Below are 14,588 nucleotides of genomic sequence, written 5' to 3' on the forward strand. Positions count from 1 at the left end.
TTCCCGAGTGCGGTTCAGGCCAGGGAAGCGTTCTCCAAGGTGGTGGCCGAGTAGAACGACAGCGGACCGGGGATATTGGTGAAGCCCTGAAGGTTGGCCTTCATCGCGTATCCCTGCGACCGCCATGCGAGGCCGACGAACGGCGCTTGTTGCAGGACCAGATCCTCGACCTTGGCATAGATGGCGCGGCGCTTTTTGGTATCGAACTCCGCCCGGCCCTGATGAAGCAAAGCCGAGAGACCGGGTACCGTGATGCCGGTGCTGCGGATGAACGACGGGGCCGCCGTATCGTCGAGCACGGACGACAGGTTGTCGGGATCGGTGCTCTCCATCGCGGTGCCGTTGACCGCGAACTCGTATTGCCCGCGATTGCCCAGCGCCACCCTGGTCGCCCAGTCCGGCATGTGCAGGTTCACCACGATATTGAGATCGGCCAAATTCTGCTGGACCACTTCGGCGGTGTTCTTATGCATGCCGTACTGCGCCGTGGACAGCAGCGTACAGGAGAAGCCGCCGCTCAATCCTGCCTCCGCCAGCAGCGCCTTGGCGGCATCCAGGTCGCGCCGCCAGCCATGCGCCCGCGCCGCGTCGTAATACGGCGTGCCTTCCTGAAGCGGCAGCCCTTCCAGCGGCGCGCCCCGGCCGAAGAAGGCGCTCTGCACGATGTCGTCGCGCTTGATTGCCAGCGCCACCGCCCGGCGGACACGGGCGTCGGCGAACGGCCCCGTCCTGCCGTTGAAGGTCAGGTACATGTAAGGCCCGAGCGTGGTGTCAAGCCGCAGGTTCTTGTCCTGCTCGATCTGGCTCATGGCGGCCCAGGGGACGTAGTCGATCAGATCGACGTCGCCGGACTGCAAGGCCGCTACCCGCAGGTTCTCGTCCGGATATGCCACGACCCGGACGGTTTCGAACTTCGGCATTCCCGGCTTGTAGAAACCCTCGAACGCTTCGAGGTCGATCGAGACGCCGCGCTCCAGCTTCTTCAGCTTGAAGGGACCGGCCCCGACCGCGAAGCTGTCGCGGCTGAGCGTGCCCGGCGCCACCATCGGCATGAAGTATGTCGCCAGCCAGTCCGGGACGGCGACGGTCGGCTGCTTCATGATAAGCCGGACGGTGCGTTCGTCCGGCGTCTCGATCCGCTCCACCCCCTGGAACTGGCTGCGCATATAGGCGGTGGATTTAGCGTCCGCGACCTGTTCCAGGTTCCACTTGATGTCCTCGGCGCGGACCGGCGAGCCGTTCTGGAACTTCGCCTGCCGCAGGTGGAACACCCAGCCGGTATCGCCGTCGCGTTCCCAGCTTTCAGCCAGTTCACCCTGGATCTGGCCATCCGCCGAGAACGACAGCAGGCCCCGGTGGATGAGCGCCGCCATGGTCCCGGCGGCTGAGCCGGCATTGACCCAGGGCTGGAGGTTCGGCGGATATGACGACAGGCCGATCGTCAGGTTGCCGCCCTTGCCGGACGAGCCGGAGGAAGTCTGGCCCATGACCTTGCCGGCAAATCCGGCGAGCGGCAGGCTCGCTCCCACAACCAGGAACCCGCGACGGGATATCCGCATGATGCACCTCTTTTCTTTGACTGGATCGGATTCAACCGGCGAACTTGTAGACGTCGCGCGCTTCCCTGGGACTGATCCGGCGGTCCGCCAGATCCCTTGCCACCAAATCACGGTCGCGCCGTTCGGGCGGTCCGTAGCCGCCGGCGCCCGGCGTGATGATCTCGATGATGTCGCCGGCCCGCAGCAGGCCGGAGCCATGGTCGAACGGCTCGACGCCGGCGCTGAACCGGCAATCGCCCCTGCCACCCTCGTGGCCGCCGGCGAGACCCCAGGGCGATGACTTCATGCGTCCACCGTCCATCTGGACCCGGCACTCGGCCTCCGCCCGGTAGACCCGCCGAAGCCCCATGCCGCCACGCGTGGTCCCTGCCCCGCCGGAACCGTCCACCAACTCGTAGCGCAGCAGCGTCAGCGGGTATTCCAACTCCAGCGCCTCGCATGGCAGGTTGGAGGTGTTGGTCATGTGGATATGGACGCCGTCCAGGCCGTCCTTGGTCGCCCGCGCGCCGAAGCCGCCGCCGATGGTCTCCAGATAGACCCAGGTGCCGCCGGTCCTGGGATCGACGCCGATGAAGCTGGCGGAAGCGCAAGCGCCGTTGCCGGCCGCCGTCAGCCGCTCCGGCACTGCCTGCGCCAGCGCGCCGTGGATCAGGTCCACGACCCGCTGGCAGGCGGCGATCCTGCCGTTGACCGCCGCAGGGTGCGAGCAGTTCAGGATGGTGCCTTCCTTGGCCGTGACCTCCAGCGGGCGGGCCAGACCGGCGTTGGGCAAGATGGTCGGATCGACCACCGTCTTGACGGCGTAGTAGACGGTCGAGAGCAGCGCCGTGTAGACCATGTTGAGGCCGGCGCGGACCTGCGGCGGGCTGTCGAAATGCAGCTTCATGGTGTCGCCCGCGACCGTGATCTCGACCGAGAACTCAAGCTCGTCATCGATCTCCGGGTTGTCGAACATGTCGGTGAAGCGATAGACGCCGTCGGGGATCGCGGCGATGCCGGCCCGCATCTTGCGCTCGGCATAGTCCTGAAGCGCCTCGCCCGCCGCCAGCACCGTGTCGCGCCCGTACTTGGCGCACAGGTCCGTCATCCGCTGGACGCCGAGCCGGTTGGCCGCCACCTGGGCGCGGAGGTCGGACAGCCGCTCGCGCGGAACCTGACAGTTCAGCAGGATCAATTCCTGCACGTCGGCCTGCAACTCGCCTTGCCGGTACAGCCGGATCGGCGGGATGCGCAGGCCTTCCTGGTAGATGTGGGCATGGCCCCGGTCGGCGAAATCGGCGTGGTGGGCGGTATTGACCGCCCAGCCGGTGATCTCGCCCTCGAAGAAGATCGGCTCGGCCAGCACGATGTCGGGCAGATGCGTTCCGCCGCCCTCGAAGGCGTCGTTGCCGATGAAGATGTCGCCGGGCTTGATCTCCGACAGCGGGTTTCGCCGCATGATGTGCGGGATGATGCCGATGAAGCTGCCGAGATGCATCGGGATGTGCTCGGCCTGGCACAGCGTGTTGCCCCGGATGTCGAACAGCGCCGTCGAGCAGTCGCGCCGTTCCTTGATGTTGGTGGAATAGCTGGCGCGGACCAGCGCTTCGCCCATCTCCTCCGCAATCGAGGAAAAGGCGCTGCCGATGACTTCGACGGTGATCGGGTCAACCGACATGGTTGCCTCGGCACTGGGGACGGGCATGCTCATAGCGATTCCAGGACAAGGTTGAGGTAGGGTTCGACATGGGCCGCCATCCCCGGCAGGACGACGGTGGTGGCGTCCATCTGCTCGACGATCGCCGGACCCACGATCCTGTTGCCGGCGTCCAGCTTCGACCGGTCATAGATCGGGCAGGACACCATGCCGTTGGCCTCGGGCAGCCAGACATCGCGCCTGCCGATGATGGCGCCGGAAGCATCCGGACCGGCATCGGGACGGGGCTTGAACGAGGCCTTGGCGACCAGTCCGGTCGCCTCGACCCGGAACGTCACGATCTGGATCGCCTCGCCTTCCGCGATGAAGCCGTACATCCGCTTATGCGCGGCCTCGAAGCCCTCGACCAAGGCGTCCAGCGTGGCAGGGGTGACGGGTCCGTCGGGCAGGGCCACCGCCAGCTCGTAGTTCTGCCCGGCGTAGCGCATATCGACCGTCCGGGTGAGCTGGCGGGAGCCTGCCGGCACCGCCTCCCCCGCGAACCATTCGTCCGCCCGCTCGCTCAATCCCTGGAAGGCCGCTTCGATGCCGCCGACGGCTTCGGCTCCCACCACGGTTAGGCGGGTGACCGCGAAATCGGCCCTAAGATCGGTCAGCAGCAGGCCCATGGCGCAGAGGATGCCGGGATTGCGCGGCACCAGGATGCGCGTCATGTCCAGCTCGCGCGCCAGACGCGCCGCGTGGAGTGGCCCGGCACCGCCGAACGCCATCAGGGTATAGTCGCGCGGATCGTGGCCGCGCTGGACGCTGATGACCCGGATCGCCTTCGCCATGTTGGCGGTGACGACGGACAGTATGCCCTGGGCGGTCGCCATCGTGTCCATGCCCAGCTTCTCGGCCAGCCGACCGATGGCGGCCTTCGCCAGATCCTGGCGGACGGCCATGCGGCCCCCCAGCAGATGCGTCGGGTTGAGCGTCTGGAGCACGACGTTGGCGTCGGTGACGGTCGGTTCCTCGTTGCCCCTGCCGTAGCAGACCGGTCCCGGATCGGCCCCGGCGCTGCGCGGTCCGACCTTCAGCAGACCGCCGCTGTCGACATAGGCGATGGAGCCGCCGCCCGCACCCACGGTATGGATGTCGAGCATGGGGGCCTTGATCGGATAGCCGTGGACGACAGCCTCGCTCGCCAGCCGGCACTGGCCGTTCGCCAGCAAGGCGACGTCGCTGCTGGTGCCGCCCATGTCGAAGGTAATCAGGTTGGGGAAGCCGGCCACCTGCCCGATTACCTGGGCGGCGACGACGCCGGTGCTGGGGCCGGACAGCACGGTGCGAACCGGCAGCTCTGCGGCGGCCTTGAAGCTGATGACGCCGCCGTTGCTCTGCGTTAGATGCGGCTTCGGCTTGACGCCCAGCTCGTCCAGGCGCTTCGCCAGACGCTCGATATAGCCGTGCATGACGGGGCCGAGATAGGCGTTGACGACGGCGGTGGACATCCGTTCGTACTCGCGGAACTCCGGCGCCACTTCATGGGATGTGCAGATGAACGCCTCGGGGAACTCCTCCTCCACGATGCGGCGCACGGTCGCCTCATGGTCGCCGCGCACGAAGCTGTAGAGGAAGGAGACCGCGACCGCCTTGGCTCCCGAAGCCCGCAACTGCCGGGCTGCAACGCGTACCGCTTCCTCGTCGAGCGGCGTTTCCACCGAGCCGTCGTAGCGGACCCGCTCCGGCACCTCGATCCGCATCTCCCGGCTGACCAGCATCTCCGGTTTGTCGGCTTGCAGATCGTAGAGGTCGGGCCGCTTCTGGCGGCCGATCTCCAGCAGGTCGCGGAAACCGTCTGATGTGATCAGGCCGGTGCGGACGCCGCGATGCTGGATCAGCGCGTTGGTGCCGACCGTCGTGCCGTGCCCGAAATAGGCGATGTCCCCGGCATCGGCCCCGACCTGGGCAATGCCTTCCTCGACCCCCGCCGCGATCCCGCGGGATGGGTCGTCCGGCGTCGAGGGCACTTTCCAGACCTCGACACGTTCCGTCGCATCGTCGAACAAGCAGACATCGGTAAAGGTACCACCGGAATCGACACCGATACGCCAAGCCATTCTGTAAACCCCCTGTCGTTGGATGAAGGCTAGCGGCAGGGGTGACCAGGCGGAACTGTCTGTCCTCCGATAACAGTTATGCCGATAACAGCTATGCCGATCCCGGCAGAGCGACGCTTATGCGGCCAGCGGCGCCGCGAGGTTCAGGTCTTCGCGGATGCAGGCCGACAGGTGGCCCTGCCCTACCTCCCGCAGCGGCGGGACCGCTTCGGCGCAGGCCGGCAGGGCATAGCGGCAGCGGGTCCGGAAGGCGCAGCCCGACGGTGGATCGAGCGGGCTGGGGATATCGCCTTTCAGAAGGATGCGGTTGCGCTTGACCGTCGGGTCCAGCGTCGGGATCGCGGAGAACAGCGCCTCGGTATAGGGATGGCGCGGCGCCGAGAATACGGCGCGGGTGTCCGCCAGTTCCACGATGCGGCCCAGATACATCACCGCGACCCGGTCGGAGATATGGCCGACCACCGCCAGATCGTGGGTGATGAACAGGATGGTCAGGTCGAGCTTGCGCTTGATCTCCAGCAGCAGGTTGACGATCTGCGCCTGGATCGACACGTCCAGCGCCGAGACAGGCTCGTCCGCGACCAGGAACTCCGGCTCCATCACCAGCGAGCGGGCGATGCCGATCCGCTGGCGCTGGCCGCCTGAGAACTCGTGCGGGTAACGGTCCAAGTGGTGTTCGGTCAATCCTACCGCCCCCAGCGCCGCCACGACGCGCTCGTCCCGCTCCGCCCTGGACAGCCGCAGCTTCTGGATCTGGAAGGGAGCGCCCAGGATGCGGCCGACCGTCATGCGCGGGTTGAGGGAGGCGAAGGGGTCCTGGAAGATCAACTGCATCTTCGGCCGCAGCGGCTTCAACTGGCGGCGGTTCAGCCGGGTCAGGTCGACGCCGTTGAACAGGACGCTGCCGGAGGTCGGCTCCGTCAGTTGAAGCACCGTCCGGCCCAGCGTGCTCTTGCCCGACCCGGACTCGCCGACCAGCCCCAGCACTTCGCCCCGGCGGATCTGGAAGGAGACGTCATCAATGGCCCTAACCGACTGTCGGCTGCGGCCGAACAGCCCGCCGCCGACGGAATAGGTCTTGCTCAGTTTCTGCACATCCAGGATCGGGCCGTGCTGGTCGTCCATCGCGATGGTCATAGTCTTCACGCCTCCACGGAGGCTATGGCGCGCCAGCGGTGACAGCGCACCAAATGGTCGGCTTCAGCCTCCTCAAGGATGGGGATCGTCCTGTCGCACCGGCCAAGTTCGGCATGATCGCAGCGCGGGTGGAAGGAGCAGCCTTGCGGCATCCGCGTCGGATCGGGCACGTTGCCCCGGATCGCCTCCAGCTTGGCTTGCCCGAAAGCCGCCAGTTCCAGCCGGGGAACCGAGCGCAGCAGTCCGTGGGTGTAGGGCATCAGCGGGTGTTTCAGCAGCGGCACGACGCCGCCGCGCTCGACGATGCGGCCGGCATACATGACCATCACCCGGTCGGCGATCTCGGCCACGACGCCCAGGTTGTGGGTGATGAAGACTACCGCCATCCCGGTCCTTTCCTGAAGCTCCTTCAGAAGCTCCAGGATCTGCGCCTGGACCGTGACGTCCAGGGCGGTCGTCGGCTCGTCGGCGATCAGCACGCTCGGGTCGCAGGCCAGCGCCATCGCGATCATGACCCGCTGGCGCATCCCGCCTGAGAGATGGTGCGGGTAGGACTTCAGGCGCTTGCGCGGTTCGGGGATGCCGACTAGCACCAGCAACTCCTCCGCCCGGTCCAGGGCCGCCTGCCGGTCCACCTTGCGATGATACCTGACCGCTTCGGCGATCTGGTCGCCGATCCGGTGGACAGGATTGAGCGAGGTCATCGGCTCCTGGAAGATCATCGAGATCTCGTTGCCGCGCATCGCCTGCATCTCATGCTCGGCAAGCGTCGCCAGATCCCGCACCTGCCCGTCCCGGCCCCGGAACAGGATGGAACCGGTAAGGCTGGCCTGCGGCGCCGGCGGCGTCAGGCGCATGACGGCAAGGCTGGTGACGCTTTTGCCCGAGCCGGATTCCCCGACCAGCGCCAGCGTTTCCCCCGGCTTGACCGTGAACGAGACGTCATGGACGGCGGGTACCTCCCCCCGGTCGGTCCTGAACGAGACGGCGAGGTTCCGGACATCCAGAACGGAGGAGGCATCCATGTCGGCAGCCATCACGACACGTCCAGGCGGGCGTCCAGCGCGTCGCGCAGGCCGTCGCCGATGAAGTTGAAGCTGGTCACGGCCAGCGTGATCATCAATCCTGGGAAGATCGCCAGCCAGGGCGCCGAGCCGAGATATTGCTGGGCGTTGTTCAGCATGTTGCCCCAGCTTGCAGCCGGCGGCTGGATGCCGTAGCCGAGGAAGCTGACATAGGCTTCCATCAGGATCGCGCGGGCGATGCACAGGGTCGCCGCCACGACGATCGGGCCGATGGCGTTGGGGATCAGCTCGCGGAACATGATATAGCGGTCGGACGCGCCCATCATCAAGGCAGCGGTCGCGAAGTCGCGCTCCCGCAGGGTCCGGATCTGGCTTTCGACCACGCGGGCGACTTCCATCCAGCCGGTCGCCGCGATGATCAGCGTGATCGTCACGACGCTGGGCTTGATCAGGGCCGCCAGTGCCAGCACCAGGAAGATCGTGGGGAAGCACAGGATGGCATCGACGAACCGCATCAGGATGGTGCCGACGATCCGGCCGTAGAACCCGGCCACCACGCCGATCACCGTTCCGATGATCGTGCTGATCACCATCGCGGCGAACCCGACCGTCAGAGAGATCCGCCCCGCCATCAGCAGCCGCGCCGCGAGATCGCGCCCAAGCGGATCGGTGCCCAGCACATGGGCGCCGGAAAGCGGCGGCGCGAAGCGGTTCCGGATGTCGATGAACAGGTCGTCGAACGGGATCAGGTGAGGCCCGACCGCCGTCGCCAGCACCAGCAGCACGATCATGAAGACGCCGAACATGGCGAGCCGGTGACGCCGGAAACGCTGCCACGCCCGGTTGGCGGAGCGCGGCTGCTTGACCACCGTCAGTACGGGGTCTTCTTCGAGGTAATCGACGGCCTTGACCATCATCGGTTACATCCCTTCATGGTCAATCCAGCCGGATGCGCGGATCGGCGATGGCGCAGAAGCAGTCGGCCAGCAGGTTGCCGACCAGCACCAGCACGGCCGAGAACATCAGGATGCCCATCACTACCGGGTAGTCGCGGTAGCCCAGCGAGTCCAGGAACAGCCGGCCCATTCCGGGCCATGTGAAGACAGTTTCGGTGACCAGGGCGCCGCTCAGCAGCACCGGCAGTTCCAGCCCGGCCAGCGTGATCATCGGCAGCAGGGCGTTCCGCATCGTGTGGTGGAACAGGACGACCCGTTCCGGCAGCCCCTTGGCCCTGGCGGTGCGGATGAAATCCTGGTTGATCACGTCCAGCATGGAGGAGCGCATGTAGCGGCTCCACACCGCGACTTCGACCAGGGCCAGCACGATGGAGGGCGCTATCAGATGGTACGCATAGTCGAAGAACGAGCCGTCGCCGACGGTGGAGCGGTTGCCTGACGGCAGCCAGCCCAGCTTGACCGAGAAGATGTAGATCATCACCAGCCCGAACCAGAAAGTCGGGATCGACAACGCGATCATCGCGCCGATGGTGCCCAGATAGTCGAAGACCGAATAGCGCCGGATCGCGCCCATCACGCCGATCCAGACGCCGAGCACGATGGCGATCAGCGTCGCCGTGACCATCAGTTGCAGCGTCGCTCCAAGACGGGAGCCGATCACGCTCAGTACCGGCTGGCTGTCGCGGTACGAATTGCCCCAGTCGCCCAGCAGCAGCCGGGTGAACCATTCCCAGTATTGAATAGGGAGCGGGCGGTCCAAGCCCATCTGCGCCGCGATCCGCGCAATATCGGCCTGCGACATGCCGGGGACCAGCGCGAACTGGGCCAGCGGTCCGCCGGGCGCCAGATGCAGCACCGCGAACCCGATCATGGACACGAGGCAGAGCAGGATCAGGCTCTGGACCACGCGGCCGAAAATGAATCTTGCCACGTCTGCGGCCTCCACTAAGCGGAATTCCGTCGGGTGAGCCCTGCAACATTGGAGTCTGGACCCCCTCACCCTAACCCTCTCCCTGAGGGAGAGGGTTAGGGTGAGGGGGTCCAGGCGTCATTTCCCCAGTTGCCAGCGTCAGTTCGCCCAGTACCAGGTATTGGCGTTCCAGCAGTTCTCCTGGACGTTCACGTTGGGCGTGAATCCGGCCAGACCCGCCTTGGTGCCGGACACCATCGCGTACTGGAAGATCGGCAGGTACGGCAGGTCGTGGCGGGTCACGGTCTGCATCTTCTGATAGACCGTTTTGCGCTTGTCCTGATCGACCGTCGCCGCCCCTTCCTGAAGGAGGGTATCGACGTCCTTGCTGGCGTACTGGGTCGTGTTCTGCCCGGCTCCGCCCTGCGCGCCGATCGAGCGGCTGGCGAAGAAGTCGGTGGCATCGGGGTCAGGCCCGATCATGAAGCCGATGCCGACCATCGCGGTCTCGAACTTCGACATCATCCAGTACTCGCCCCACATGACGGCGGCGGGCAGGTTGCTGATCGACATCTTGGCGCCGATCTCCATCCAGTTCTGCTGGAGCAACTGCTGCGCCTGTTCGCGGACATGGTTGCCGGCGGTGGTCGAGTTGACGAACTCCAGCCGGACGCCGTTCTTCTCCCGCACGCCCCCCGATCCGACGACCCAGCCCGCGTCGTCGAGGATCTTCCTCGCCTTGGCCGGATCGTAGCTGTGCTTGGGCAGGTCGGGATTGAAGGCCCAGGACTGGGCGGGCAGGAAGGCCTCCGACTCCTTCGGCAGCCCGTAATATATGGCTTCGATGATGCTCTGCTTGTCCATCCCGTAGTACAGCGCCTCGCGCACCGCGCGGTCCTGGAAGACCGGCAGGCCCAGGTTGAAGGCGATGTTCTCGATGAACGGCTGCGGCACCGGCATCACGTCGCGCTGCGCCAGCCCCTTGGCCTCGTCGTAGTGGTCCGGGCTGATGCCCTGAAGGCCGATATAGTCGATGTCGCCGGTGCGGAATTGGGTGTACAGCACGGTCATGTCCGGAATGTACTTGATCACCAGACGTTCAAGGTAAGGGCCGCCGCCGTGATAGGTGGTATTGGCCGCCAGCGTGATGTGGTCGCCGGGGACGCGCTCGACCCATTTGAACGGCCCGGTTCCGATCGGCTTGTTGTTGAAGGACGAGGTATTCGGATCTGCTTCCTTCTCCAGGATGTGCTTGGGCACGAAGAAGGTCCAGGACAGGATCGCCTGATAGGGTGCGTAAGCTTTCTCCATCCGCCACGTCAGTTCGGTCGGGCTGACGACCTTGATGTCTTTGACCAGCTCGTGCCCGGCGCGGCGACCAGCACGGAAGTTCGGGTTGTTGATCAGTTCGATGTTGAACTTGACGTCCTCGGCGGTGAACGGCGTTCCGTCGTGCCATTTGATGCCGTCGCGCAGCTTGATCCGCCACGTCAGGCCGTCGGCGGAAATGCCGCCGTTCTCCAGGCTCGGGATCTCGGAGGCCAGATCGGGGGTGAAGTTGCCCTTGGGATCGACCCGCCACAGCCCGCTGAACAGGTTGAAGTAGACGGCCTCATCCACTTCGATGTGAAGCATCAGCGGATTGAAGACAGTCGGCTCCTGCGACAGGCCGACGATCGCCTGACCGGTCGGCTTGGCCGGCGGTCCCGCCGCTTCGGCACCGGGAACCCATCCAAGCACCGGCCCCATCCAGGCCGCGGCAGCACCGGCAAGACCGAAAGCCAGCAACTGGCGGCGCGTCGGGTTGAGAAAACTATCGGTGTTATTGTCGTCGGAACAGCCGCTCATCGTGTGAAGCCCTCCTGTTTTTTATTGAAGCGCCAAATCTGACTTTCTCATCGGACCGCAGATCAGATTCCCGAGACCGGCTGCGGCCTTGATCCGTCGGTGAAGCGGGAGAAGCGGAACGGCGTCGGATCGACGATCGGGCTGGTGCCCATGACGATGTCGGCGACCAGCCGGCCTGCCCCCGGACCGATGCCGAAGCCGTGGCCTGAAAAGCCGGTCGCGATCACCAGACCCGGCACCTCGTCCACCGCCGAAATCACCGGCACGACATCCGGCATCACGTCGATCATGCCGGCCCATTCCTGCACGATCCTGGCGTTGTTGAAGGCCGGGAACCGGCGCGCGAGGCTGGCGACAGCGCCTCGGGTGAAGCGGCTGTCGGGCTTCGGGTCGAGCACCCGGACCTTCTCATAAGGGGATGTCTGGTCCAGCGGCACGGGCGCAGCCTCCCGCCATTCCTGGACGAAGCGGCTGTCCAGGCGAAGCTTGAGGGCTTCCCAGTCCATCTTCATCACCGGCAGGAAATCGTTGAAGAAACGGAAGCTGTCCGGCGTGATCGGGGCGACGTTGGCGAAGCCGTCGGCGATGTTGTAGCCGCCGTCCAGACGCTTGCGGAACGCCGCATCCTTGCACCACAGCGCCGTCTCCGGCACGCCGTCCAGCGGAGCCGTCCGGGCCACGCTGGCGCGGACCTTCAATTGCGGCAGCCGGAGTCCTAAGTCGCTGACGAAGCGCCGGGACCATGCACCGCCGGCCACGACCAGCGACTTGCACCGGATCGTGCCGCGCTCGGTGACGGCGGCCGAGATGCGCCCGCCCGTCCGCTCGACCCCGCGCACCGCGCAGTCCGTCAGGATCACCGCACCCGCCCGGCGTGCCGCCAGCGCCACGGCGGGCGCCGCCTTCTGCGGCTCGGCCCTGCCGTCGGATGCCGAATAAAGCGCGGCCTTCCACATCTTCGACGCGCCGGGCATCAGTGCGTCCAGTTCGGCGCCGGAAATCAGCCGGGCGTCGAGCTGATAGGGGCGGGCGTAGTCGAGCCACGTCTCGCAGCGGGTAACGTCCTCATCGGTCTCGGCAGCGAACAGGATGCCGGTGGTGCGGAAGCCGGTTTCAGCCTCCACCGTCTCGTTCATGCGCTCCCACAGGCGCAGGCTCTCGATGACCAGAGGGATCTCGCGCGGGTCGCGCCGCGTCTTGCGGACCCAGCCCCAGTTGCGGCTGGACTGTTCGCCCGCGATATGGCCCTTCTCGCACAGCACCACCGAGACGCCACGCTGGGCCAGGAACAACGCCGTGCTGGTGCCGATGATGCCGCCGCCGACGATCACCACCTCCGCTTCCGCCGGGAGTTGGTCGGTCGGCGCCACCGTGTCTACCTGGGGACCGCTCATCGCAGGTCTCCCGGCATAGGGTAGACGGCGGTGCCGGTCAGGTTGGAGAAGGCACCTTGTCGACGTAGCTTTCGTAGACCTTGCGCAGGATGCGCATCAAGGCGTCCTGCTCCTCGTCGGTCAGGACGGAGAAAAAGTCGTCGGACTGCCGCCGCGCCACCTCCCGGACCTGTTGCGCCAGCGCTCTGCCCTTGGGCGTCAGGTAAAGCTCCCGCGCCCTGCGCTCGGTCACGGACACCTTCTGCTCCAGCAACCCGGTCCGCTCCATCTGCTCCAGCAGCTTTCCCATGGCCGAGCGGTCCTTGAGGATGAAATGCGCCAGCACGGAAGGACGCAGGCCCGGATTGGCGCCGACCAGCAGCAAGGTCGATATCTTGCCGGTGCCGCCGGCCATCGCCAGTTCCTCCGTCTGCTCGTCCAGATCGCGGCTGACCAGGATGTTGACGGTCCGGACATAGAAGCTCAGGAGATCGCCGAAGATGTCGAAATCGACGTTGGAATAGTCGATCGTTTTCGGCGCCTGGGGATTTCCCGGAGTTCGGCGCGTGACGCGCGACCCGTTGACCCGGCCGATGCTCATGTCGGAAGCAGCCTTTCGCGAGTGTCGGTAGCGGCAAGTCTAGATGGCGGTCAGGCATGGAATTGGCAACCGTTCAGCAATGATAAAGGGGATCTTCAGAAGGGCGGCGGACTGACGCCGTCGCGCCGCGCCATCCGCTGGTCGCGGAAGCGGTACCAGGACAAGAACAGGCGCGGGGCCACCTTCATGTAGAAGGGCGCGGGGGTCAGCGGCTCCAGCGGCAATGCTAGGTCCTTCGCCGGCATTCCCATCGCCCAGTCGGCCAGTACCGTCCCCATCATGGTCCCGGTCGGCACGCCCCGACCGGAATAGCCGAGCGACGCGACCACGCCGGGCGCCAGATCGAACAGCCGGGGAATGGTCTTGCGCTGCATGTCGAGCGCGCCGAACCAGTAATATTGCCAGTCCACTTCGGGCAGTTGCGGCAGAAGCCATTGCAGCTTCTCGCGCATCAGGTTCTTGGTGTACTCAAGGTCGCCGCCGCGCTTGCCTTCCACGAAGGCCGACGTCACCAGCCGGCCTTCGCCGTTGTACTTGTAGATCATCGCGTCGCCACGGCTGTCCACGACGGTGTTGTTCTCAGGTGCGATGACCTTGCGGAGGTTGTCGCCGAGCGGCTGGGTCGCCATCACGGCGACGCCCAGCGTCGCGAAACTGTCCTGAAGCCCCGGCCAGAACCCGGTCGTATAGGCGCCGGTGCCGCAGACGACCTTGTCGGCCACGACCGAACCGGTCGGCGTCTCGACCTTCCAGCGCGTACCCTCCTTGACGATAGCGGTCACGGGCGAGTTGGTGAAGACCCTGCCGCCGACCGACATCACCGCCCGCGCCAGACCCCGGACATAGCCCAGCGGGTTGATGTGCCCGCCCTCGGGATGGAACCACGCGCCGAAGTAGCGCGGCGATCCGGTCAGGCGCTCCGTCTCGTCGCGGTCCAGCATCCGCGTCGCCTTGCCGATCTCCTGATAGGTCCGGCAGCGCCGCTCCAGCTTGCCGAGCACGCTCGGCGCATGGGCCGCCTGGATGTAGCCGGTCTGGACGCCCTCGCAGTCGATGTCGTAGCGCCTGATGATGTCGAAGACCAGATTGGCGCCGTTGGACTGCCGCTCGATCAGGCGGGACGCGAAGGGCTCGCCCAGCATCTTGCGGATGGTCGGGATCTCGTAGAAATGGAAGGTCGGCGTGCAGTGCCCGGCGTTGCGGCCGGAGCCGCCCTGCCCGATCCGCGCCGCTTCCAGCACGACCGTATCGACGCCGCGCTCGCCCAGGTGCAGGGCGGTGGAAAGGCCGGTATAACCTCCGCCGATCACGCAGACACTGGTTTCCACCCTTTCCTCAAGGGGAAACGTGGCGGGAGCTTCCTTGGCTGTCGCGAACCATAGCGATGGCTCGAGAGGAGCGCTCTGCATCCTCATCTCGTCCTCCAGACCTAAAGGTTGGA

Annotated in this window: 11 protein-coding genes; all 11 read right to left on the reverse strand. The window is 66.0% G+C overall.

Features of this window, described 5'->3' with window-relative positions; all coding sequences use genetic code 11:
• Positions 1–14: 14 nt before the first annotated feature.
• Positions 15–1,559 carry an ABC transporter substrate-binding protein gene (locus N826_RS09710; protein ID WP_044428103.1) on the reverse strand — a complete coding sequence of 515 codons (1,545 nt, stop codon included), beginning with the start codon at positions 1,557–1,559 and terminating at the stop codon, positions 15–17.
• A 31-nt stretch (positions 1,560–1,590) separates the two neighbouring features.
• Positions 1,591–3,243, reverse strand: coding sequence for a hydantoinase B/oxoprolinase family protein (locus tag N826_RS09715; protein ID WP_044428104.1), 1,653 nt, complete (start codon positions 3,241–3,243; stop codon positions 1,591–1,593).
• Positions 3,244–3,245: 2 nt separating this feature from the next.
• Positions 3,246–5,297: a hydantoinase/oxoprolinase family protein gene (locus tag N826_RS09720; protein ID WP_044428106.1), complete on the reverse strand. Its 2,052-nt coding sequence runs from the start codon at positions 5,295–5,297 to the stop codon at positions 3,246–3,248.
• A 117-nt stretch (positions 5,298–5,414) separates the two neighbouring features.
• Complete coding sequence (locus N826_RS09725) at positions 5,415–6,434, reverse strand: ABC transporter ATP-binding protein (RefSeq protein WP_044428107.1); 1,020 nt, start codon at positions 6,432–6,434, stop codon at positions 5,415–5,417.
• A 5-nt stretch (positions 6,435–6,439) separates the two neighbouring features.
• On the reverse strand, positions 6,440–7,471 hold the full coding sequence (locus tag N826_RS09730; protein WP_244619496.1) for an ABC transporter ATP-binding protein: 1,032 nt from the start codon (positions 7,469–7,471) through the stop codon (positions 6,440–6,442).
• On the reverse strand, positions 7,471–8,376 hold the full coding sequence (locus N826_RS09735) for an ABC transporter permease (RefSeq protein WP_244619495.1): 906 nt from the start codon (positions 8,374–8,376) through the stop codon (positions 7,471–7,473). The genes N826_RS09730 and N826_RS09735 overlap by 1 nt, the downstream gene beginning before the upstream one ends.
• Positions 8,377–8,395: 19 nt before the next feature.
• Positions 8,396–9,346 (reverse strand): ABC transporter permease, encoded by a 951-nt coding sequence (locus N826_RS09740; RefSeq protein ID WP_044428509.1) that lies wholly within the window; start codon positions 9,344–9,346, stop codon positions 8,396–8,398.
• A gap of 138 nt (positions 9,347–9,484) precedes the next feature.
• A complete protein-coding gene (locus tag N826_RS09745) occupies positions 9,485–11,173 on the reverse strand; it encodes a peptide ABC transporter substrate-binding protein (RefSeq protein ID WP_044428109.1) in 1,689 nt (562 codons plus the stop codon).
• Between the two features lie 62 nt (positions 11,174–11,235).
• The gene (locus N826_RS09750; RefSeq protein WP_044428111.1) at positions 11,236–12,567 is read right to left on the reverse strand and encodes an NAD(P)/FAD-dependent oxidoreductase; all 1,332 of its coding nucleotides are present in this window, start codon (positions 12,565–12,567) and stop codon (positions 11,236–11,238) included.
• A 37-nt stretch (positions 12,568–12,604) separates the two neighbouring features.
• The gene (locus N826_RS09755) at positions 12,605–13,147 is read right to left on the reverse strand and encodes a MarR family winged helix-turn-helix transcriptional regulator (protein ID WP_211099249.1); all 543 of its coding nucleotides are present in this window, start codon (positions 13,145–13,147) and stop codon (positions 12,605–12,607) included.
• Between the two features lie 95 nt (positions 13,148–13,242).
• Positions 13,243–14,562, reverse strand: coding sequence for an NAD(P)/FAD-dependent oxidoreductase (locus tag N826_RS09760; RefSeq protein WP_044428113.1), 1,320 nt, complete (start codon positions 14,560–14,562; stop codon positions 13,243–13,245).
• Between the last annotated feature and the right edge of the window lie 26 nt (positions 14,563–14,588).

The sequence above is a fragment of the Skermanella aerolata KACC 11604 genome, from assembly GCF_000936425.1.
In the GTDB taxonomy this organism is placed as follows: Bacteria; Pseudomonadota; Alphaproteobacteria; order Azospirillales; family Azospirillaceae; genus Skermanella; species Skermanella aerolata.

Bases quoted from the DNA above. Each gene is read 5' to 3' on its own strand.
- N826_RS09755 (WP_211099249.1), bottom strand. From the start codon at position 13,147: ATGAGCATCGGCCGGGTCAACGGGTCGCGCGTCACGCGCCGAACTCCG.
- N826_RS09715 (WP_044428104.1), bottom strand. From the start codon at position 3,243: ATGCCCGTCCCCAGTGCCGAGGCAACCATGTCGGTTGACCCGATCACC.
- N826_RS09735 (WP_244619495.1), bottom strand. From the start codon at position 8,376: ATGATGGTCAAGGCCGTCGATTACCTCGAAGAAGACCCCGTACTGACG.
- N826_RS09725 (WP_044428107.1), bottom strand. From the start codon at position 6,434: ATGACCATCGCGATGGACGACCAGCACGGCCCGATCCTGGATGTGCAG.
- N826_RS09730 (WP_244619496.1), bottom strand. From the start codon at position 7,471: ATGGCTGCCGACATGGATGCCTCCTCCGTTCTGGATGTCCGGAACCTC.
- N826_RS09745 (WP_044428109.1), bottom strand. From the start codon at position 11,173: ATGAGCGGCTGTTCCGACGACAATAACACCGATAGTTTTCTCAACCCG.
- N826_RS09760 (WP_044428113.1), bottom strand. From the start codon at position 14,562: ATGAGGATGCAGAGCGCTCCTCTCGAGCCATCGCTATGGTTCGCGACA.
- N826_RS09710 (WP_044428103.1), bottom strand. From the start codon at position 1,559: ATGCGGATATCCCGTCGCGGGTTCCTGGTTGTGGGAGCGAGCCTGCCG.
- N826_RS09750 (WP_044428111.1), bottom strand. From the start codon at position 12,567: ATGAGCGGTCCCCAGGTAGACACGGTGGCGCCGACCGACCAACTCCCG.
- N826_RS09720 (WP_044428106.1), bottom strand. From the start codon at position 5,297: ATGGCTTGGCGTATCGGTGTCGATTCCGGTGGTACCTTTACCGATGTC.